The sequence below is a fragment of the Acetobacter sp. AC2005 genome, from assembly GCF_037901235.1.
Lineage (GTDB): Bacteria > Pseudomonadota > Alphaproteobacteria > Acetobacterales > Acetobacteraceae > Acetobacter > Acetobacter oryzoeni.
On the sequence record NZ_CP149627.1, the window covers coordinates 185,127 to 207,865 of the forward strand.

Annotated in this window: 15 protein-coding genes and 3 pseudogenes; 16 read left to right on the forward strand and 2 right to left on the reverse strand. The window is 52.1% G+C overall.

What is annotated here, in order from left to right; translation table 11 throughout:
- Window positions 1-106 precede the first annotated feature (106 nt).
- The 15 genes and pseudogenes from QQM41_RS14615 to QQM41_RS14685 all read left to right on the forward strand — a co-directional run.
- A pseudogene (locus QQM41_RS14615) lies at window positions 107-405 on the forward strand (recombinase family protein); the annotation flags it as partial.
- 268 nt (window positions 406-673) lie between these two features.
- A complete protein-coding gene (locus QQM41_RS14620; protein WP_012813266.1) occupies window positions 674-1,144 on the forward strand; it encodes a hypothetical protein in 471 nt (156 codons plus the stop codon).
- Window positions 1,145-1,162: 18 nt separating this feature from the next.
- On the forward strand, window positions 1,163-2,398 hold the full coding sequence (locus tag QQM41_RS14625) for a TolC family protein (RefSeq protein ID WP_006115452.1): 1,236 nt from the start codon (window positions 1,163-1,165) through the stop codon (window positions 2,396-2,398).
- Entirely contained in the window at window positions 2,395-3,549 is a 1,155-nt protein-coding gene (locus tag QQM41_RS14630; protein WP_339078223.1) for an efflux RND transporter periplasmic adaptor subunit, read from the forward strand. The genes QQM41_RS14625 and QQM41_RS14630 overlap by 4 nt, the downstream gene beginning before the upstream one ends.
- A complete protein-coding gene (locus QQM41_RS14635) occupies window positions 3,549-6,623 on the forward strand; it encodes a CusA/CzcA family heavy metal efflux RND transporter (RefSeq protein WP_339078224.1) in 3,075 nt (1,024 codons plus the stop codon). Before QQM41_RS14630 ends, QQM41_RS14635 begins: the two co-directional genes overlap by 1 nt.
- On the forward strand, window positions 6,623-7,294 hold the full coding sequence (locus QQM41_RS14640) for a response regulator transcription factor (protein WP_339078225.1): 672 nt from the start codon (window positions 6,623-6,625) through the stop codon (window positions 7,292-7,294). Before QQM41_RS14635 ends, QQM41_RS14640 begins: the two co-directional genes overlap by 1 nt.
- The gene (locus QQM41_RS14645) at window positions 7,291-8,643 is read left to right on the forward strand and encodes a HAMP domain-containing sensor histidine kinase (RefSeq protein ID WP_339078226.1); all 1,353 of its coding nucleotides are present in this window, start codon (window positions 7,291-7,293) and stop codon (window positions 8,641-8,643) included. The genes QQM41_RS14640 and QQM41_RS14645 overlap by 4 nt, the downstream gene beginning before the upstream one ends.
- A 56-nt stretch (window positions 8,644-8,699) precedes the next feature.
- Window positions 8,700-9,404 carry a VIT family protein gene (locus QQM41_RS14650; RefSeq protein ID WP_168455090.1) on the forward strand — a complete coding sequence of 235 codons (705 nt, stop codon included), beginning with the start codon at window positions 8,700-8,702 and terminating at the stop codon, window positions 9,402-9,404.
- Window positions 9,405-9,887: 483 nt separating this feature from the next.
- A complete protein-coding gene (locus QQM41_RS14655) occupies window positions 9,888-11,108 on the forward strand; it encodes a nitrate/nitrite transporter (RefSeq protein ID WP_339078227.1) in 1,221 nt (406 codons plus the stop codon).
- Between the two features lie 33 nt (window positions 11,109-11,141).
- Window positions 11,142-12,797, forward strand: a complete 1,656-nt coding sequence (locus tag QQM41_RS14660; protein ID WP_339078228.1) for an alginate export family protein — start codon at window positions 11,142-11,144, stop codon at window positions 12,795-12,797.
- 29 nt (window positions 12,798-12,826) lie between these two features.
- Window positions 12,827-15,724: pseudogene (gene nirB, locus QQM41_RS14665) on the forward strand (nitrite reductase large subunit NirB).
- Between the two features lie 7 nt (window positions 15,725-15,731).
- Entirely contained in the window at window positions 15,732-16,016 is a 285-nt protein-coding gene (locus QQM41_RS14670) for a hypothetical protein (protein ID WP_408874589.1), read from the forward strand.
- Between the two features lie 16 nt (window positions 16,017-16,032).
- Window positions 16,033-17,418, forward strand: coding sequence for an IS1380-like element IS1380A family transposase (locus QQM41_RS14675; protein WP_339078229.1), 1,386 nt, complete (start codon window positions 16,033-16,035; stop codon window positions 17,416-17,418).
- A gap of 261 nt (window positions 17,419-17,679) precedes the next feature.
- Entirely contained in the window at window positions 17,680-18,702 is a 1,023-nt protein-coding gene (locus QQM41_RS14680; protein WP_041247965.1) for an IS110 family transposase, read from the forward strand.
- Between the two features lie 282 nt (window positions 18,703-18,984).
- Window positions 18,985-19,872, forward strand: a pseudogene (locus QQM41_RS14685) (outer membrane beta-barrel protein); the annotation flags it as partial.
- A 123-nt stretch (window positions 19,873-19,995) separates the two neighbouring features.
- Here the strand turns inward: QQM41_RS14685 and QQM41_RS14690 are convergent.
- A complete protein-coding gene (locus QQM41_RS14690; protein WP_012812328.1) occupies window positions 19,996-21,246 on the reverse strand; it encodes an IS701-like element IS1452 family transposase in 1,251 nt (416 codons plus the stop codon).
- Between the two features lie 191 nt (window positions 21,247-21,437).
- Here QQM41_RS14690 and QQM41_RS14695 point away from each other — a divergent pair, with 191 nt between their 5' ends.
- On the forward strand, window positions 21,438-22,211 hold the full coding sequence (locus tag QQM41_RS14695; RefSeq protein ID WP_003631418.1) for a TSUP family transporter: 774 nt from the start codon (window positions 21,438-21,440) through the stop codon (window positions 22,209-22,211).
- Between the two features lie 313 nt (window positions 22,212-22,524).
- Here the strand turns inward: QQM41_RS14695 and QQM41_RS15755 are convergent, their stop codons facing one another.
- On the reverse strand, window positions 22,525-22,680 hold the full coding sequence (locus QQM41_RS15755) for a helix-turn-helix domain-containing protein (RefSeq protein ID WP_012813215.1): 156 nt from the start codon (window positions 22,678-22,680) through the stop codon (window positions 22,525-22,527).
- Window positions 22,681-22,739: the final 59 nt, after the last annotated feature.

Sequence of the window (22,739 nt, forward strand, 5' to 3'; positions counted from 1 at the left end):
AACGCAGACTACCCGTCTCTCACATCCTCAGATGGTCCGTCTTTCGACGAACGCATCAGGCCAGTGCTATCCGCGCTCACTCACGACACAAAATGCAACTGTAGTGCTAGCAGAACCATGGACTGACACTACTACTAGTACAGGTCGGCTTATGCTTGCAGTCTTGGGTGGACTTGCCGATGTGGAACGCGATCTAATTCGTACACGTACATCAGAAGGACGCATTCGAGCGATCCGGCAAGGGAAAAAATGGGACGTCCTTGTCGCATGACAGATGTCCAAAGACAGGAAATTATTGATAGACGCTTAAAAGGTGAAACTTTAAAATCTATTGCAGCTTTCTATGAGATTAGTGAAAGCACTGCATCGCGGGTTGCGCGTGGAAAATATAGATCCTTCTTATAATAAATTCTGATTTTTGCAAAAATCAGGACTTTGACCTGACGAGGCATTCCTTTTCCTGAAGCTCGATGGATGCCGGCCACTGTTTCCGTGACCAAAGCCTGGATACTCGGAATAGGAAGCTGAGCGATGTGATGAGAAATTTTCTTTCTCCGTAGAAACCGTTGTCTGGTGGCCATTCAGGTTCACGTCATCTTTGCGCGTTATAGGGGCAAAGACGCCAACACAATGATGGCGTGCTGTGATCGTATTAGGAAGGCCAGTACAGGTTATGCAACGGGTGATACGTTACGGATTGTCAATTCTGATAACACTCAGCCTGTGCGGATGTGTCTCTTATACCGAAACAGAAAGTATCTGTAAGGGAACGGAAGAAGGTATTCTTCTGCATATAGATGGCTCATATGCGGGCTATCCACATTCTGTTTTACGGCATGCAGTTTTGCAAAGCGTTGCCTGCCCTACAGGAGAAACAGAACTTCAGGCATTTCACGCCATTGCTGTGCCACCACCACATATGCGGGTGTCTATCAAGCGTCCGGCCGGGCAGGGGAGGTTGGGATCGCTTTCCGTCACATTATTTTCGCAAGGGCGTTTTGTGATTGGTGAACGCATGGCTCTGACGTCTTTTTCACGCACCCAGTCACCTTCATCCATAAAAGGCGACATCAACTTGGCAACGGTCAATCTATGGAATGACCTCGCCTCCCGAATTACGCATAACAAGCCGATTATTCCGTAGGAGGCTGCGTGTAACCTCATGCGTGAAATCCTGCTGTTAAGTATTGTGACATTTTCGTTCGGCATATTTTCTGCAAATGCCCAGAACATGCCAGAAAAAATAGATTTTCATAGAGCCGTTAATATGGCTTGGGCGGTTGATCCTGTGCGCACTGAATTGCAGGTTGGCCATCATTCTGCAAAGGCGCGCAGCAGTGCAGCAGGATCATGGTTTGCTGGCGGACCAACTCTGTCCGGTGAATATATGGATGACCATGCAATCGGGAGTAATGAAGGGTACACTACTTATCAGGGAGGGGTGTCCGTACCACTCTGGTTACCAGGGCAGGGAAGTGCCACACGTCAGGTTGCAAGTGCTGAAGCCGCATCTCTGGATGAGCAGCTAAATGTTGAATACCTGTCGCTTTCCATAAGGGTATTGGATGGGGCAGCCAAAGCACAGATTGCGCAGGAACGTTTAAAGGCGGCACATCAACTGTATGAGTATGCAAGCAGGATAAACAGTTTGATTGCCCATTCTGCGCATGTGGGTGAATCTTCATCTTCGGAAAGCCAGATAGCACAGTCAGAAATGGAAAATGCCCGTAATGAACAGGCATTGGCGCAAGAATATCTGGAAAATTCTCAGGCTGAACTGGAAGTTTTATTTGCCCAGCCAGTTGAGGTTGATCTTTCTCATGGTGCAGATATGGCACATGTGCGGTTTGTGGAACCGCGTGATATGGAAGACAATGATCCGCGCGTAAAAGCCGCACACAAAAATGTAGAAGCTGCACAAGCTAATATGAAGCTTGCCCGCCGCTCTTTTATGCCCAATCCAGAACTGGGTATCGATGTGATTCATGAAAAACAGTATGGCAGCCCATGGGATGACCGGGTTGGTGTCAACTTCAGCATCCCACTACCAAGCGAGGCCCGGAATACACCGATTATGTCTGAGGCCAGCAACAGGCTTGCTTCTGCCAATAGTCAGGAAATACAGGCCCGGCGCATGGTACATCTGGAAATATCCCGTGTGCGGGCTCGGCTGATGGCCGCCACAGCTGCCCGGCAGACCACCCGTATAGCCGCGGCAAATATGCAAAAGCGTGCAGCGGCAGAAGAGCATGCCTGGCGGGTGGGAGAGGCAACGCTCGAAACTGTCATGCAGGCAGAACAGGCTGCCTGCAATGCGCAATTTGCCAACGCCCGTGCTGAGGTAGAGTGGCATGTCGCAACGCTGCGTATGATGATTGCCATGGGGATTACACCATGAAAGGACGCATCCTTGCGTATTTCGCTGTGTGTTTTTGTATGTCACCTCTCGCCAATGCCGAAGATCAGATACTCCCTTCGGTTGTCGCGCTAGATATGGCAGCGATAAAAAATGAAGGTATTACAGTGACCTTTGCCAAATCCGGTAAGGTTTCTCGCATTCTGCCAGTTATCAGCCGGGTTATGCCCGATACCACGCGGCTTGTGTATATTCATCCAGCCGGAAGCGGCAAAGTGCTGGACGTTTTGGTGCAGCCAGGTGCTTCGGTCCGTAAAGGACAGGTCCTGTTGCGCTATCAGGATCATTCTCTCCATGGTGCACGACTGCAAGCCATTCAGATGCGTGCCGCGTTAACCGCCGCCATTGCCAGTAGAAATGATGCCGCAGCCGCAGTGCAGCGCGCAAAACAACTGGTTGGTCAAACTCTTTCATTGGCAGAGCTGCGCCGCAGGCAGGATATTCTGGCGCAGGCAGATGCAACCATGCGTGCCCGACAGGCAGATGTGGATACATTGGGTCATCGGTTTAATGAGGAGTTCAATTCATCTTCTGAACAAAGCAGTCGGAAACAGCAGGATGAGGTATCAACCCTGATCTCTCCGGTTGATGGTATGGTGCAAACGCTGGATACATCTGTTGCAGCAGACCTAACCCCAACCACAAACGTGGCGAGCGTAGCGGATCTGTCTGACGTGTGGATTGTTTCGGACATTACGCCGGAACAGGCAGCACGTCTTCAGCCCGGTGGATTACAGACCACAGAGACCAACGATGGTGCCATCACATCCCGGATTGATACAGTGGATGGCATGGCCAACCCGCAAACAGGGTTGGTGCGTGTTATCAGCCGTGTTTCCAACCCAACTGGTGTGTTGGTTCCAGGCATGGTGCTGGATGCCAGCCTGACGGAGCGTGAGAGTGTAACGGGTATTATTGTGCCGGCAGAGGCTATTCAGAAAATTGATGGCCATAACGTCATATTTGTGCAGGCGGATCAAACACATTACCGGCCCGTGGTGGTGGATGTGGCCTTGGATAATGGCATGCATGCAGTTGTGCGCTCAGGCCTTGAAGAGGGTGAGGCAGTGGTCAGCCACGGCAGTTTTGCCCTGAAATCAATCATCGGGCTGGCCGGAATGGACGCAGACTGATGGCCCGTAAATACCTGGAAGCTTTGCTGCGGGCCCGCATGCTGGTGCTGGGTGGATTGGCTCTGATATTGGCGGCAGGTATGATGGCAGTGCTGGAACTGCCAGTGGAGGCTGTGCCTGATATTTCCCCAAAACAGGTTCTTGTATCCGTTGTGGCTCCAGGCCTTGCGACCGAGGAAGTGGAAAAACTGATCACCTTTCCGGTTGAAGCCAGTATGACCGGTATTCCCGGTCTCACAGATCTGCGCTCTGTTTCCCGTGGTGGGGTTTCGGTTGTTTATGTGCAGTTTGCTGATGACACGGATATCAATCTTGACCGCACGCGTGTGAATGAGCGCATCCAGCAGGCACGGGCCTCCATATCTGTCTCGGGCATTACTGTAAGCATGGGGCCGCTTGCAACGGGCATGGGTGAAATCATGCAGTTCCAGATCAAGGGGACAGGGCGCTCACTTATGGAACTCAACCGGATCATGAACTGGACGGTAGTGCCGCAGATGCGGCTTGTGCCGGGTGTTGTGGATGTAAACGTCAATGGTGGCGCGGAAGAAACTTATGAGGTTGTGCTGGATCCTGCTCGGCTGATTGCCAGCAACCTTTCAGTGAGTGAGGTTTATCGCGCGGTAGATGCAAACAATGCGGCATCAGGCGGTGGGTGGATCACCCATCATGCCGAACAGCAAAGTGTTGTCGGGCGTGGGTTGATCAGCAGCCTTGCGGATTTTGGCAACATTGCCGTATGCGCCAATGCCGATGGCTCCATCATACGTTTGCGAGATCTTGGGCGCATTACAACTGGCGCACGCACACGCCTTGGCGCAGTCACCCGTGATGGGCAGGGTGAAATTGTGATTGGCGTGGTGATGATGGAAAGTGGTGCAAGTTCCAACGCCACATTGGCCGCCATCAATCGTGCCTTGCCAAGCATAAGGCAATCCCTACCAACGGGTGTTACGCTGGAGCCCTATTATACCCGCGCCACATTAACCGGGCAAACAATCGCGACCGTGCGCGATAACCTGCTGATGGGTGCCGTGCTGGTGATAGCGGTGCTTGTGGTTGTGATTGGAAGCTGGAAGGCCGCTCTGGTGATTGCTTCCGTTATTCCAGTAGCTCTTGTCTGCGCCATGGCCGGTATGCGGTATTTTGGCATTTCAGCCAATTTGCTTAGCCTTGGCGCAATTGATTTTGGCATGATTGTTGATGGCTCATTGGTAGTTATTGAGCATATTCTTTCAAGGCGGGAGGAGGAGCCGGAAGCCGCGTTTATGCCGCTGGTTGTCTCATCCGTTCAGCAGGTCATGCGGCCTGTGGGCTTCGCCATACTGGTCATTATTATGGTCTATCTGCCTATTCTTACCCTGCAGGGCATTGAAGGGCATATGTTCCGGCCTATGGCGCAAACGGTTATCATGGCGCTTCTAGCTTCGCTGGCTTACTGCTTCATCTGTATTCCCGTAATTGCGGTTCTGGCTCTGGCGCGTGTGCGGCCAAAAGGAGATACATGGCTGATTGCTCGCCTGCGTGCTCCATATGCACATCTGACAGAGTGGGGAGAAGCACATCCGCGGCTTCTGTTTGGGGGCACGCTGGCCGTTCTGGTGTTATCGGCAGGTCTTGCAACACGTTTGGGCGGGGAGTTCATTCCCCAGCTTGATGAAGGGGCTTTGGCTGTTACCACCACACGTCTGCCCTCAGCATCTTTGGAGACAGTGCTTGCATCGGTGACAAGGCAGGAACAGATTCTGCAGGGGTTTCCTGAAGTAAAAACGGTTGTCAGCAATACAGGCACATCCGCCATTCCCACAGACCCGATGGGTGTGAATGAGACTGACAGCTTCATTCTTCTCAATCCACCATCAACATGGAAAACCGCGCGCACGCAGGCCGGGCTGGTGGCTGCAATGGATGAGACGCTGCGGCGAGAATTGCCAGATGCGCTGTATTCCTGGAGCCAGCCGGTGCAGATGCGCATGGATGATCTGCTCTCTGGCGTAAGAACACAGATTGCAGTTTCGATTTTTGGTGATGATCTGGCAACACTTGCCACTCTGGGGGACAAGGTTGTAGCTGCTATCTCAAGTGTAAAAGGTGCTGCAGATGTGGCTGCGGCGGGTGATGGCAGTGTGCCGCTGGTTGTGGTGGACATTGATCGCGCACAGGCTGCCAGCCGCAACGTGGCAGTGCAGGATATTCTGGATACGGTAGAAGCCATAGGCGGCCATATTGGTGCGCGGCCTGTTATTGTTGGCAATGCCATTATCAGCACGCAGGTGCGCCTGAACAGCCGCCATGTGGCTTCAGCAGCAGCTATTGCTGCTTTGCCTGTTCGGCGTATGGATGGACAGGGGAATGTCATGCTTTCACAAGTGGCGCATGTGCATGAAGTTGACGGTACACCACGTATCAGTCGTGATGGTGTACGCCGCCGCATGGTGGTGCAGGCCAATGTGCGTGGGCGGGATCTTTCCTCCTTTGTGGCTGAAGCGCAGATGCGTGTGGCGCATGATGTGCATCTGCCATCGGGCTACACCATGCAATGGGATGGACAGTTCCGTAACCTGCACTCAGCCGTGCAACGTCTGGAAATTGTTCTGCCGATAGCTCTTGGTCTGATATTTGCATTGCTGGTTGTAACCTTTGGCGCAATCCGGCCTGCACTCTTGGTTTTTATCAATCTGCCTGTGGCTGCAACCGGCGGCATTATTATGCTGACATTACGTGGAATGCCCTTCAGCATTTCAGCCGGTATTGGATTTATTGCCCTGTTTGGGGTGGCTATCCTGAATGGCGTTGTGCTGGTGAGCGAAATAGCCGCCTTGCGCGCACGAGGGATGGCCGTGGCGCAGGCGGCTTTTGCGGGAGCCAAATCCCGCTTCAGGCCGGTTATGGCAACAGCATTGGTAGCAAGCCTTGGCTTTTTTCCCATGGCGTTTTCTGAAAGTGCAGGCGCAGAGGTGGAGCGGCCTTTGGCCAGCGTGGTGATTGGTGGGTTGGTGACATCCACGCTGCTGACCCTGCTGGTGCTGCCATCCCTGTATGCTCGTGTCATGCGAGAGGAGGTTCAGAACTGATGCGTATCCTCATTGTGGAAGACGAGCACGATCTTGGGGCCGCCGTGCAGGAGCGTGTAAGGCAGGATGGGCATGCTGTAGACTGGTTCATGACACTGGAAGATGCACGTGCAGCCGTAGCAACCGTGGATTACGACTTCATGCTGCTGGATCTTGGGCTGCCAGATGGCAATGGGCGCGATCTGCTGCGTGAGATCCGCCGTACGTCCTTTGATACCGCCATTCTGATCACAACGGCAGAAGACCAGATCAGTGACAGGATTGCAGGTTTGTCCGATGGAGCGGATGATTACATTGTCAAACCCTATGACCTGAATGAACTTGTAGCCCGGATTGCAGCTGTCGCGCGCCGGTACGTCACGCCACGCAGGCAGGTCAGCTACCAGATAGGCGAGATTGTTATTGACCGCGAAAATCGTTCCGTAACGCGTAATGAGATGGAACTTGAGTTAACAGCACGGGAATGGGCGATTATGGAATTGCTCTCACGCAGGCCCGGACGCATTTATTCTCGCCATCAGATTGATACAGCCTTGTATGCGCTAGATCAGGATGTTGGCAGTAATACGGTTGAGGTTTTTATTAGCCGCCTGCGTAAAAAGGTTGGCAATACGGTTATCAAAACTGTTCGTGGCCGGGGCTATTGCCTGACCGATAGAGCAGACGCATGAAAAACTGGAGCCTTGCGACCCGGATTGTCAGTGGTGTTCTGTGTGTGGTCACGCTGAGCTTTCTTGCCCTCAGTATCGCCGTTGCTGGTTTTACGCGTTACGAAATCACAGAACGTCTGGACAATTCCTTGCAGGAAGTATCCGAACGTTTGCAGACTATCATCACCATACAGCCGCATAAAGCCCAGTCAGACAACGTGGCATGGGTGCCTGATGTGGGGCCACGAACACTCGCGTATCAGGTTGTTGACCAATCTGGCCATGTTGTTCTGCGTTCTCAAAATGCACCGGTTGAACCTTTTGTGTCTGATATTCATACAGGTTTTGCCAATACCCCTTTGTTCAGGGTTTATATTGCGGCACCTACGGCCACGGCTTATCGCGTGCTTGTTGGTGAGCCCACGTTGCATCGGCGAGGGGCCACATGGCGTGCTACGGCCATAGCGGTCTTGCCGATACTGATTTTTCTGCCCGTAATTTGGGTGCTGGTGCGGCTGATTGTGCGCCGGGCGTTGCGACCTTTGAACCGTTTGCATGATGAAATGCAATCTCGTGGCAGTGGCAATTTAAGCCCTATTTCATCACTTGATTTGCCGGTCGAACTGGTTTCCATCCAGCATGCCGTAAACACGCTTCTATCCCGCCTGAAAACAGCACTTTCTACTGAACGCGCTTTTGCAGCAAGTGCAGCGCATGAATTGCGTAACCCACTTGGGGCCCTTCTTGCGCAGGTGCAGATGCTGGGGCGTATGCTGCCTGAAGGATCTTCGGCTAATAAGCGGGTGGAAATTATAGCAGATCGTACCCAGAGATTGGCCCGAACGGTTGAAAAACTTCTACAGTTTTCACGTGCATCTTCTGGCGTTGCTTTTCGGCGAGATCGTTTTGATCTGCTGGCCGTATTATATGTGCTGGTTGATGATCTGGGGCATCTACCACGTGATGGCCGGAGTATTAATTTAAAAGCCAAGGGTATTGGACATATTTTTGTTTATGGAGATATGGACGCAACCGGTATTCTGTTGCGCAATCTGCTTGAAAATGCCCTCTTGCATGGCACTTCCGATATGCCAGTAAAGGTTGAGGTAAAACCTGAGGGCTGTATTGACGTTATTAATGATTGTCCTGCCTTGGCCCCGGATACATTGGCCCAACTGACAAGCCCATTTGTGCGTGGTGGCAGTTCCAGCAATGGCAGCGGCCTTGGTTTAGCAATCGCCAGTAATATTGCCAGGCAGATGGATGCGCGCTTGCAATTACAATCACCTCTTACTGGTTCTGCGCGGGGATTAAGTGTTTCACTGTGTTTCCCTAACCCAGAAATCATATTGCTGTCTGAAGAAACCTGACAGTAACGCGTTCAGGTTTGCGTCATGTTGGTGGTGTATTGTGTTCTTGATGAAATATGGAAAATAATATCTTGAACAGCCAGAAAGAAACGCATGCAACATCCCGTTTGGGATGGTTGCGGGCTGCTGTGTTGGGCGCGAATGATGGTATTCTGTCAACATCCAGTCTTATTATGGGTGTTGCCAGCGCACATGCTGGTCGGGAAAATATTTTGCTGGCTGGAATATCAAGCCTGGTGGCCGGAGCCATGTCTATGGCTGCAGGAGAGTATGTTTCTGTCAGTTCGCAGGCAGATTCAGAAAAAGCTGATCTTGCTCGTGAAAAGCAGGAGCTCGGTAGCAGTTGGGATACCGAAGTTGGCGAACTGGCTGATATATATCGCCAGCGTGGGCTGGATGATGCTCTGGCCCGCACAGTTGCACAGCAGCTCATGCAGCATGACGCATTGGGGGCACATGCCCGTGATGAATTGGGTATTTCCGATGCAACATCTGCACGACCAATACAAGCGGCCTGTGCATCGGCTGGGGCATTTTCGTCTGGTGCAATACTCCCGGTGTTGGCTGCATTACTCTCATCTTCATCTATTGTATCATGGGCTGTGTCTGCAGTCTCACTTATAAGCTTGGCGTTACTTGGAGTTGTGGGAGCCCGTGCAGGTGGTGCTGCACCTTTGCGGCCTACCTTGCGTGTCATATTTTGGGGTATTGTCGCTATGGTGGGAACAACTTTTGTTGGGAAAATATTTGGTGGTTCGTAAATAAATTATCATTTGCCCGTTCAGAGATGACATGATGATAAATATATCTTGTAAAGTGGACATAAATATCTCAGTTCCTTGGATTTTATTTTAGATGATAGTGAGCGCGATTGAACCGCGAACGTCTAAAGTCATCGGTATGACTGACGTTCTTTCCCGTCCATTCCTGCCGCCTAAAAGATGGCAGGAGTTCGAAAGTCTCACCTTCGATCTCTTCAGCCGCATCAAGAAGTGATTATGCCACGTTGCTTCAAAAGCAGGCTTCATAAAGAGATGGAGCATGCTGTTAAAATGTTTTGACATCGTATCGTTGTATGTGCGAATGAAAGGAAGCACATTTCTCATTACTTCGTTTGCCAATGGCGGTGAATGATAGGGAAATGACGGCATCGGTCACGACGATACCCGGACGGCCAACGACGGTCTCCGTGCCTGAAAAAGGCGTTTCCGTTCATGTTAATGACGGAGACTGGATGCGATGACGTGGACAAAGGATTTCTTAAAGCAGGTAATCCGCGCACTTTGCTTGCGGCCTTTCTTTACTTCGATGTCTCCTTCATGGTGTGGGTTCTTCTGGGGCCGCTGGGTATTTCGATCGCACATGATCTGCATCTGAATGCTGGCCAAAAAGGACTGCTGGTGGCCACGCCTGTTTTGGCTGGTGCCTTATTACGTGTGGTTGCTGGTGCGCTGGTTGATCATTTTGGGCCGCGCCGTGTGGCAATTGGTGCACAGATATTTGTTATCGCGGGGCTGTTTGTTACATGGCTTGTAGCTCCACACAGCTACGCAGCGCTGTTTGGTGTAGCGCTGGTGCTAGGCGTGGCAGGTGCATCATTTGCTGTTGCTCTTCCCCTTGCTTCTGCCTGGTATCCACCACAATATCAGGGAACTGCGCTAGGGATTGCCGGAGCTGGTAATTCTGGCACTGCGCTTGCTTCCTTGTTTGCTCCCGGCCTGGCTGCACTTTACGGCTGGGTTAATGTTCTGGGGTTGGCAACTCTGCCATTGATGGCTGTGTTGATTGTCTTTTGCTTTTTAGCCAGTGAACCACCAGAACGTCGGGTTGGTGGCAGATTGACAACGTGGCTGCCTGTTTTGCGCAATGCCGATTGTTGGGCGCTTATGTTCTTCTACGGTGTTACGTTCGGTGGCTTTGTCGGGCTGGCTTCATTTCTGACAATTTATTTTAACGATCAATATGGTCTGTCTCCCGCTATTGCGGGTACTTGCACAGCTTTGGTTGTGTTTGTTGGTTCGTTCGTGCGCTCCTTGGGAGGGGCCATGGCAGACCGTATTGGCGGTGAACGCGCGCTGAGCATTTTATATACGCTTGCTGCGGGCATTTTTGCCGTGATCGGGGTCGGGCTTCCTACAATCTGGCTTGCTTTTCCGGCCTTTTTTCTTGGCATGCTTGTGCTGGGTTTGGGAAACGGCGCCGTGTTCCAGCTTGTGCCTACGCGTTTTCCAACACGTGTAGGCATTCTTACCGGTCTGGTGGGTATGAGCGGTGGTGTTGGTGGGTTCTATCTTGCGTCATCCCTTGGCGCAGCCCGGCAGATGACGGGCTCTTATGGCCCAGGGTTTTTGTGCTTTGCTGTTATTGCGCTGGCTGCACTTGCATGTGTCAGTTTTTGCCGTCGGCGCTGGATGGCCAAAAGCAACGGAATTCCGACGGGAGCAAATGCTCCTGGTGCCCTGTAATCCTTCCCTTCCTACCAGAGCCGGAATACTGCTGTGACCCGTATTTTCTTTTCGTCCCATTCGGTCTCTTTTTCTACCGCATCGGTGGCTATGCTGGCAGGATTGTGCCTGCACCAGACAGCTTGGGCAGATAATGCTCAGCCTGCAAACAAGCAGACAACGAATGCGCAGGTTCTTGCCAAAAGCACCATCATGCCTGCGCTCAAACAGAAAGCGCCTTATTCCAATTCAACACCACATAGTCCAGATTGGGGAGTATTTAATACAGGTAAAGGTGTAGCCTCCGGTTTTGGCATCATAGGGGGGCCTGGGCAGCCCCGTTGGGCGGAAGACTGGAGTGACTTGGCAACCATGTCCCCAGCAAAAAGGTGTGCAGACTGGTTTAACCGTCTGAAATACATTCCGCTGACAGATAATGGTGATATCTGGCTATCGATCAACGGAGAAGAACGCTTACGCTATATTTTTGAAAACCAGCCCATGATGGGCACTGCCGGCAAAACCAATGCAAACCGTGTTCTACTCCGTAACCAGTATGGTGCAGATCTGCATATTGGTGAACATATTCGTGCATATGCCGAATTTCTTTGGGGCGTGGCTGGTGGTTCGAATTATTACGGCTATCAAACTGGTGTTCAGCGCGAACGGTTGGATCTTCAACAAGGCATTTTGGAAGTTAAAGGCAACCTGCTGGGCGCAAAAATGGGAGCAATAGGGGGCAGGCAAGTTTTTCTTGATGCTCCTTTGTCCATGCAGTCGTCACGAGATCTGACGAATGCCCAGCAAACATGGGATGGATTTCGTGGATATGCGGTTTGGAAATCATTCCGCATGGATCTGTTTGATTTCATGCAAACAAACAAGTTGCCTCGTAACGTTTTTGCGGATGGTACAAATTATAATGCCCGCATGTATGGCATTTATACATCCACAGCACTGCCCAACTTTACCGTTATGGGGCAAAAAAGCCAGATTTTTGCAGATGTTTTTTTCATAGGGTATCTATTTAACGGTACACCTGCGGCTATTTCCACAACAACGGGCACACAAAGTGGTTCAACCCGGCGCGATAATGTTGGTTCACGTATCTGGGGCAATGTTGGGCCATTTAATGTGAGCCTGACAGGGGTGTTTCAGGGGGGAGAGTTTCGCCCGGCAGCCAGTCAGGGGGCAACACGTGCAGTTCGTGCCTGTGCGGTTAATGGTGTATTTGGTTGGACAGCAAAAAATCTGAAATCTGCACCGTCTTTTTCATTGCAGGCAGACATGTTTTCTGGCGGGTCCTATCATAGCAAGGATGGTGCTGTTGGAACATTTGCGACCCCATATTTTCCTTTCCCTTATTATAATGATGTCACGCTTGCCCTGACATCTCAGAACCTGATTGGTGTCGGGCCGGTCATTACGGCCACGCCTGTTCCTCATCTGCTTCTCAAATTGCATGTGCCGGTCTTCTGGCGGGAAAGTACGCAGGATGCTGTTTATGGAACTGGCAAAATATACTCATGGCGCAACAATCTTTCTGGTGGGTTTATTGGGGCCACACCACAAACACAGATTGCATGGAACTTTGCGCCACATTGGACCTGGACACATGATATCGCCGGATTTGTGGCCTCGAATGGCATGAGACAAGCCGGGGCAAAAGATGGCGCTTTTTATATGCAAACCATGGAATTCAAATTCTGATGCCAAGCCTTACAATAGGAGAGACGGTCATGATCACTACAGAAAACATTGTCATTATCGGTAACGGCATGGTGGGGCATTACTGTGCTGAACAGCTTGTTACGCATGGTTTGCATAAAACACACGCTATCCATATTTTTGGTGATGAACTTCACGATGCCTATGATCGTGTGCATCTCACTGATTATATGAGTGGGCAAGATGCATTGGCATTGCGCCTGCATAAAGACGACTTTCATACACATCATGGCCTGACACTCCATCGTGGTGTGAGGGTGGAACATATTGATCGTGATGCCAAAACGGTTGAAAGCATCGAGGGCGTTCTACCTTATGGCACGCTTATTCTTGCCACCGGCTCTACGCCATTTGTGCCGCCCATACCCGGTAACACCGGTACAGCCGGGCTGGTTTATCGGACACTTGATGATCTTGACATGATCCGGGCAGCAGCCAATGGCGCTACACATGGTGTGGTTATTGGCGGCGGCCTGCTTGGGCTGGAAGCCGCAAATGCATTGGCTGGGCTAGGTTTGTCCACCGCTGTGGTGGAGTTTGCACCACGCCTTATGCCGGTGCAACTTGATGAAGATGGCGGACAGGCATTGAAACAGCGGATTGAAGCCCTTGGGATCAATGTCCTCACCGCACATGCCACGTAGGAAATTGTTGCAGGAGAAAACTACAGGCATAGGCTTGTTTTTGCCGATGGAACGTTTCTGGAAACGGATCTGGTCGTTTTTTTTGCCGGCATTCGTCCTCAGGACCGTTTGGCACGTGAATGTGGGCTGGCTATCGGGTCACGTGGCGGGGTTGTAATTGATGATACATGCCGTACTTCTGACGCAGCCATTTTTGCTATTGGGGAATGTGCCTGCTGGAATGGGCAGGTTTTTGGGCTGGTTGCCCCAGGTTATACAATGGCCCGTACGGTGGCATCCATACTGGCAGGGGAGCAGGTGGCCTTTGCCGGAGCGGATATGTCCACAAAGCTCAAGCTTCTGGGGGTTGATGTTGGCTCTATTGGAGATGCACACGGTCGTACACCGGGGTGCCGCAGTTACAGATTTATTGGAGAAATAGACGGTTCCTATCGCCGCCTTGTGTTGTCTGAAGATGGGCATCATGTGCTTGGTGCCGTGCTTGTGGGAGACAATGCCTATTATGATACCATTCTCCAATGTGTACAGAATGATATTAAACCCCCGGCAGATCCAGCGGCACTCATCCTGCCGCGGGGGGAAGGAGCAGATCTGCTAGGAGCAGATGCGCTGCCTGATACAGCCATGATCTGTTCGTGCCATAATGTGACGAAAGGAGCGATCTGCGCATCCATTGAGAACGGCTGTACGGACTTGGCAGGGCTGAAACAATCCACCAAAGCCAGTACGGGCTGCGGCGGATGTTCAGCTTTGCTTAAAAATGTATTTGAAACGGAGCTGGAAGCACGCGGCATTACCGTTGATTATAGCCTATGCGAACATTTTTCCTATACACGCCAAGATCTTTACGCGCTTGTCCGTGTGCATGGGATTCAGACGTTTGAGGATCTTATGGCGCAATATGGCAATGGCGGTTTGGGTTGCGATATCTGCAAACCTGCGGTTGGTTCAATCCTTGCTTCGGCCTGGAATAAACCTATTACAGACCCTCTCTATATTCCGCTGCAGGACACGAATGATACATTCATGGCCAATATGCAAAAAAACGGAACATATTCGGTGGTACCCCGTATTGCAGGTGGAGAAATAACACCGGAAAAGCTGATTGTTCTGGGGCAGGTGGCCAAAAAATACGGCCTTTATACCAAGATTACCGGTGGCCAGCGTATAGATCTGTTTGGTGCGCAACTGGACAAACTCCCCGATATCTGGAGCGAATTGATGGATGCCGGGTTTGAGACCGGGCAAGCCTATGGCAAATCCACCCGAACGGTGAAGTCCTGCGTGGGCAGCACGTGGTGCCGTTATGGTGTGCAGGATAGCGTGGGTAAGGCGCTGGACCTGGAAAATCGCTACAAAGGCTTGCGTGCGCCGCATAAACTGAAATTTGCCGTTTCTGGATGCACCCGTGAATGTGCTGAAGCTCAAAGCAAGGATGTCGGTGTTATTGCCACAGAAAATGGCTGGAACCTTTATGTTTGCGGTAATGGCGGTATGCGCCCCCGCCATGCGGAACTTTTCGCAACAGATCTGGATTCTGAAACACTTGTGAAATATATTGATCGTTTCCTGATGTTTTATATCCGTACGGCAGATAAGCTCCAGCGTACCTCTGTATGGCGGGAAAACCTGGAAGGCGGGCTGGATTATCTTCGTGAAGTTATTATCGCTGACAGTTTGGGTATTTGTACGGAACTAGAGAAACAGATGCAGATGGTAGTTGATAACTACCACTGTGAATGGCGCGATGCGCTGACAGATCGCGAAAAACTCAAGAGGTTCCGTACCTTCGTTAATGATCGGCGGCCGGATCCGAATATTCGTACCGTTGCCGAGCGTGATCAGGTTCGTCCGGCAGACAATTTGCCAGAAACCACATCATCAGCAGGCCCGATAGAATGGACAGAATTGTGCCAAGGGGATGATCTGGTTGCAAAATCAGGTGTTGTGGCATGGTATGATGGTAATCAGATAGCTTTATTCTACTTGCCAGAAACAGAGGTTGCACCAGCGCAGGTCTATGCGATTGACAACCATGACCCATTTTCGAATGCCAATGTTATTGGACGCGGCATTATGGGGGATCTGAAAGGGCAACTGGTTGTGGCATCTCCCCTTTATAAGCAGCACTTCCGTTTGGAGGATGGGCAGTGCCTGGAAGACCCGGCTATCCGTTTACGGACATGGGATGCCCGTTTGGAAAATGGGAAAGTGATGATCCGGGCAAAAATAAACGAATATACGCCGGAAACTCTCTTGGCCTGACCTAATTATGGCGCGGGAAGAAGTCCGTACGGTTTGCCCTTATTGTGGGGTAGGATGCGGGATTATACTGGAAGTGGAGAATGACCGTATTGCAAAGGTGCGGGGAGATACAGCACATCCTGCAAATGGCGGCCGTCTTTGCACCAAAGGAAGTTCCTGTGACAAACCTCTTCTTTCCGATCAGCGCCTGCATCAGGCGCTGATCCGCCCTCAACGCGGAAATCTCACAGAAGGGTTGTACATCGGGTTAGATTATGAAAAAGTCTGTTTTGTAGAAAAGAAATTTCCATAATCATCAAGAAAACCCGATGCAGACAGAGTGTAGCGCAGGCGCGTATGAGTTTCCAGCCTCCTGTGGACGGCGTGTTGTGGCCCGTTTTGACGGGGGTCGCATGAGTTCGGATGGGGGCGTCATTCTGGTGAAGCAGGCTGATGACATTCTGGGTCTCAGCCGCCGCTTTGCTGCCTGTTTTCGCGATAAGCGGCATCCCGGCTTTGTGGAATACCGGGTTGAAGACCTTGTCCGTCAGCGGATCATGGGCCTGGCACTGGGCTATGAAGATCTCAATGATCACGATGCCCTGCGGCATGACCTGATCTTTGGTCTGGCCTCGGGCCGTCTGTCAGGAGGCCGGGCAAACTGCGCAGCACTGGCAGGAAAATCCACGCTGAACCGGCTGGAGCGCAGTGGCCACAAGGCAGATCGTTACTGCCGCATCATTGCTGATCATGAGGCCCTGGCTACCCTGTTCGTGACGCTCTTCATGGACCAGCATGAGCGCGCACCCGCCCGGATCGTTCTGGATGTGGATGCCACCGATGACCGTATCCATGGCCATCAGGAAGGCCGGGCCTTTCATGGGTATTACGGCCATAACTGCTATCTGCCGTTATACATCTTCTGCGGAGACCATCTCCTGAGCGCCACCCTGCGCACGGCAGACCGGGACCCGGGGAACGAAGCACTGGCAGACATCAGCCGGATCGTGGAGCAGATTAGGAACCGCTGGCCCCGGGTGCGTATCCTGGTGCGTGGGGACAGCGGTTTCGCCCGGGACAGTCTGATGACATGGTGCGAAGACAACCACGTTGACTTCCTGTTCGGGCTTGCAGGCAACACCCGCCTGTATGACCGGATTGCCTCTTTGTCCGCTGAGGTTCGTGACGAAGCCGCCACGACAGGCAGAGCGGCGCGCGGTTTCGCCTCCTTTGACTGGATCACAAAGGACAGCTGGACGCGCCGCAGGCGGGTGGTGGCCAAGGCCGAATGGCGCCACGGCAACCGCTATCATCGCTTTATTGTCACCACGCTACCGCAGGGAATGTCCGACCCCCGCCATCTCTACGAACAGATTTACTGCGCACGCGGGGATATGGAAAACCGCATCAAGGAATGCCAGATGGATCTGTTCTCAGACAGGACCTCGTCCCACACCATCCGGGCCAACCAGCTCCGGCTGTGGTTCTCGGCCGCAGCCTATGTCCTGCTGACCGCTCTGCAAAGACTGGCCCTTGGCCAGACCAGCCTGGAGACGGCGACCTGTGGCACCATACGCGCACGACTGCTCAAAATCGCGACACGTGTAACGCTCAGCGTCCGTCGGATTGTCCTGTCCATGCCGGACATGTTCCCCTGTCAGCATGAATTCGCCCTCGCTCATGCACGATTGCGAAGGCTCCGGCAGGCCATCTGAAGAAACAGACAGTGCACAGACCACATAGCTTCCACCAACACTGCCTTCTCAGGCCGTGACACCCTCACTGCGTTCAGAACCCGCCGCCAGAAGCAGAATATCGTCAATATTCCAGATCGGGCTCCTGTGGGATGACTGAATTCTACAAAATGACCCGAAATTGCCTCAAGTGTGAGATGGGGTGGTTGCCGTCCTCCCCGCACGGCATCGCAATGTGCCAGAATGGTCGTTGAAAGAAACGACTGCGCGAAAGGACGGCAGATGAAGGATACAGTGATAGGCGTTGATCTGGCAAAGAACATTTTCCAGGTTCATGGAGCTTCGCGTGCGGGCGAGGTGATGTTTCGCAAAAAGCTGCGTCGTCAGCAGTTTATGCAGTTCATGGCCACGCAGCCGCCTGCTCTGGTCGTTCTTGAAGCGTGCGGGAGCGCGCATTACTGGGCTCGCGAACTGGCAGGAGCTGGTCACGAGGTCAGACTGATCGCTCCGCAGTATGTGAAGCCTTTCGTGAAGCGCCAGAAGAACGATGCTGCTGATGCGGAAGCGATCGTCATTGCGGCCCGTCAGCCGGAAATGCGCTTTGTCGAACCACGCACTGAAGCGCAGCAGGCGCGTGGCGTTCTTTTCCGGGCCCGGCAGCGTCTGGTGCACCAGCGCACGGAACTGGTGAATGCCCTGCGTGCCGTTCTGTATGAATTCGGTCTCGTCGTGCCACAGGGGATTGCGCATATCAGACACATTGAAGCCATGCTGGATGAGGCGGTTCTGCCAGAGGCTGTGAAGCAGGAATGCCTTGATCTGCTGCGACAGATTTCGGAGCAGAGTGTGCGGATTGATGTCAGAACAAAGAAGATCAGGATGCTTGCCCAGGAAAGTGAAAACACCTGCAGATTGCAGAGCATGCCTGGAGTGGGTCCTCTGACCGCTCTTGCGATTGAAGCTTTTGCGCCTGACCTGCAGAGCTTCCGGCGCGGGCGCGACTTTGCTGCGTGGCTGGGGCTGGTGCCCCGTCAGTTCTCATCTGGCGGAAAGGAAAGGCTGGGGAAGATATCAAAAGCCGGGCAGGCTGATATCCGCAGGCTTCTCATCATGGGCGCCATGACCCAGGTGAACTGGGCCAGCCGTAAGGCCCCTGCACCGGGAAGCTGGCTGGCACGGATGCTGGCCCGCAAGCCCCGTATGCTGGTAGCCATTGCGCTGGCCAACAGGATGGCACGAGCCATCTGGGCCATGGCAACAAAACAGGAGGATTATCGGGATCCGGCCCTGTCCGTGGCAGCCTGAGCGATGGCTCGGCTTCCGCGGATGGAACCGGTAGGGGTGTGAGAGGGCGATGACCTGAATGGGCGCATGATCGTTTGATCCGGATCGGAAAAACCAGTGGATTTCTCTGTGCTTTAAAGCACGCCTGTGAGATTTGGATCTGATCCGCTGATCACCATACCGGCCAGTGGCTTCTGAAAGGCCACATCAACAGGCCTTACAGAAGACCGCACACGATCACACGTCAATATTGGTCAGAAAACTCTTGCATAACGGACGGTAACCACAGAAGAAATCCGCGTCAAGCGCGGCATTGATGTGCAGATCGGCCAGATGTACGGCATTATGGGCGCGGAAGGCACGCCCGCTCTGGCACGGCCGTTCTACACCTACAACTACGCATCAGATTATATCGTGCCGTTTCAGACAGTGGGTATTCTGGCCACCATGCATCTGACACGCCACATGGACTGGATTTTGGGGGTGGATGCAGGCAACTCCACAACCTTTGGCGCTTCTGGCAACAACAACAAGCCCAAGGGCTATTTTGGTCTGGCGTGGAACAAGCTGATGGATGGCAAGCTGGATGTGCATGCCATCGGGCACTTTGGACCACAGGGCAACAATGGCCGCACCATTGTCTCTCCCACAGGGTGGGTGAGTGCGGGTATTGGCAAGCAGGCCAACAGCCTCATGCAGTATAATGCGGACGTTATGGCCACGTATCATATCAATGATAAGATGACCGTCTCCGTGGATGGCACCTATCTGCACGATGATTCCCTGCGCGATGATGCCTATGGGGTCACAACCTACTTTTCCTACGACATCCACCCCTGGCTGACATTCAATGCACGAGGTGAAATCTTCCGTGACAACACGGGTGGGGTGATTACGGAATATTCCAGCTTCAACTCCCTCACGCAAGCACTCAGCAACCAGCCATTTCCCTATTACAACGCTCTGCCCACAACCTATGGCGAACTGACGCTGGGTGTCTCCTACCGGCCAGAGTTCGTGAACAAGAAGCTGGCTCTGGGGGGCTTTACCATCCGGCCTGAAATCCGGCTGGATAAATCCCTTAACGGCACGCACCCATTCAACCAGGCCGGAACCGTGCAGAACCCAACCGTCAATAACGGCACAAACAACATGCTCTGGTTCAGCTGTGATGCAACCTGGTCTTTCTAGGTGTTTAGCACTACAGTTGCATTTTGTGTCGTGAGTGAGCGCGGATAGCACTGGCCTGATGCGTTCGTCGAAAGACGGACCATCTGAGGATGTGAGAGACGGGTAGTCTGCGTTGTGCAAGTTTTACGACGAGGCGCCTGATCTCCTGAATGGACCAGCGGACAAGGACTGTCGTGTTCTGAGTTGTGTTTTTTTCGGTTTCAGTGAGTTTGCCTGGTAACGGACACTGGCCATGACGGCATAGGCCAGCATGACCAGAGAGACATGCCGATGCCAACCATGCCAGGAGCGGGTCTCGTTATGATCAAGACCAAATTCGTTTTTGGCCGTCTCGAACCCTTCTTCGATCCTCCAGCGCGTCCCTTCAACGTTCACGAGTTCCTGCGTGGTTGTCCCTTTCGGGCTCCAGGTCGTAAAATAGGCAAGGTCCCCGTCAGCGATGTTTCGGCGGATCAACAGGCCACGTGTCCATGGTCCGGCTATAGGGCAGTCAAATTCTTCAGCATCCAGATCAGCAAGCGGAAGATACGCCCAGTCATAAAGTCGCTCACCTTTTGTGCCGTGCCCCGCTGACAGACGACGCCAGGCCTGGTCTGGCAGTCCTGCTGCAATATCTTTCGCCTCTCCGGCAATCAGCGGTTCCGTTGCCCATGATCCGAACCAGTGATTGCCCTTGACCCCAAGCACATATCCAATTCCTGCCCGGCGAAGCGTGCGTTCTACGTCGCCCACGCCATACACGCTGTCTGCTGCAACCCAGCGGAACGGCACACCGGCCTCAATACTTCGCTCAATCATCATCGAGGCTAACGCCGGTTTGGTTGCAAACACCACGTCATCGGGAACGTGGGCCCGCTTCAGACGCTCAGGCTTTGATGTCCAGTCTTTCGGGAGATACAGGGCGCGGTCAATAAAGGCATGCCCCCGTTCCGAAACATAAGCGCCAAACACACCAATCTGGCAGTTCGTGATCTTGCCGGCAGATCCCGTATACTGCCGCCCCACACCGCAGGACGCCTGACCCTTCTTCAGAAAACCGGTCTCATCAATGACCAGCACGCCCTCTTCAGTGCCCAGATGCTCAATCACATAATCCCTGACGACGTCACGAAGGGCATCGGCATCCCAGTGCCCGCGTCCCAGAAGCGCCTGCTGCCGCCATGGACCAGGATCTCCTGCGGCTTCCGCTCGCATCCATCCCGTCTTGCGTGGTTCATTGCCAATCAAAACATCAAGAAAAGCACAGGCCGAATCTACGACACGTTTTTGCGTGAACAGCGGCGCCATCCGATCCTTGGCGGACCGAAGCGAGCGCGCCCATAATTCCAGCGTCTCTTCAACAGACGTACCGCCACTCATCATATCCTGAATCATGGTTACCCATAGATTCAGAACTCAACACAAAATGCAACTGTAGTGCTAGTGGTCAGGTAGGAGATGATCGTATTCAGCCAGATTACATTGATATCGCTATTTCCTCCATCGTAGAGGGGGGCTATGCTGATGCCTTCAGAATATTCGGTTTTTTTAATTAGAGATATTTGAGTCCGAGTTGGTTTTTCACCATGCAATTCACATTTGATACAATCCTGTTTCTCATATCGAGCGCATTTGTGGCTGGTGGGATAGATGCTCTTGCGGGTGGGGGCGGTCTTGTGACAATTCCCGCTTTGATGGCGGCTGGTATTCCACCTGTTTCGGCTCTTGCCACCAATAAACTGCAAAGCACGATTGGGACCTCTTCGGCTTTTCTGACCTTTTTGAGGGCAGGGCATGTCGATATCAGACAATTTGTTTTGCCAGCCATAGGAGCTTTCCTGGGAGCGCTTGCAGGCGCAACGGTCGTACAATTTGTAAATCCTATCTTTTTATCAGCAATTGTACCGCTTTTGTTAATCGGAATGGCTGCTTATTTTCTATTGGCCCCTCCCTTGAGTGGGGAAGATCGCCACGCTCGCCTTGGACGTATGGGGATTACACTATGTATGACCAGCATAGGATTTTATGATGGTTTTTTTGGTCCTGGTACGGGATCATTTCTAACAACTGTCTTGGTTGCTTTTGCTGGCCTTGGATTAGTTCGTGCAATTGCAAATACCAAATTTATCAATCTTTTAACCAATGTCGCGGGTCTTACGGCCATGATTGTTGGCGGAAAGGTATTATGGATGCTCGGATTTGGAATGGCAGGAGCAAATATTCTTGGAAACCAGGTCGGAGCATGGTTGGCAATCAGATATGGCGGCAAAGGTATCCGACCTCTGCTGGTTATTATGTCCTTGGCCCTTACGGTCAAGCTTCTTGCCAATCCCGATAATCCATTGTGGAAAATGTTTTAACCTTAATGGTGAATGAATATTGAGAATATCCCCTCTCGTATCCCGTTCGCCCTTCAGCATCGGTAAGATGCGATATGAAGATGTTTGCGAGTTTAGAGTTCACAGCGAAGATAGAATAGATATCAGACCAAGAGCCGCCATAGGTAGCGGACAGGCTCTTGGCTTATGATATTATAACAAATTCTCGAATAAACTTAAATCCCAAGTTGTGCTGAAATCGGGCATTAAAGGGAATGATCAAAAGCAAGGTATTTATGATCCAATATCAATCAAAAAAATGGCGATATTGGAAGAAATCAGGTCCTTAATTTCTTTATGAGTTATGTTTTAAGGCCTGTGAGGCAATCCGATAGACCGTTCCCGAACTTATGCCGAAAGCTTTTGCAATTTGTTCCAATTTTTCGCCATTTTTTCTTTTTTTGATAATTTCAAGTCGTTGTGACGGGGTGACAAGACTTGGTCGCCCCATCTTTTTCCCTTGCGCGATGGCTCTGGCGCGTCCTTCGGAAGTGCGCGTTCGTATTAAAT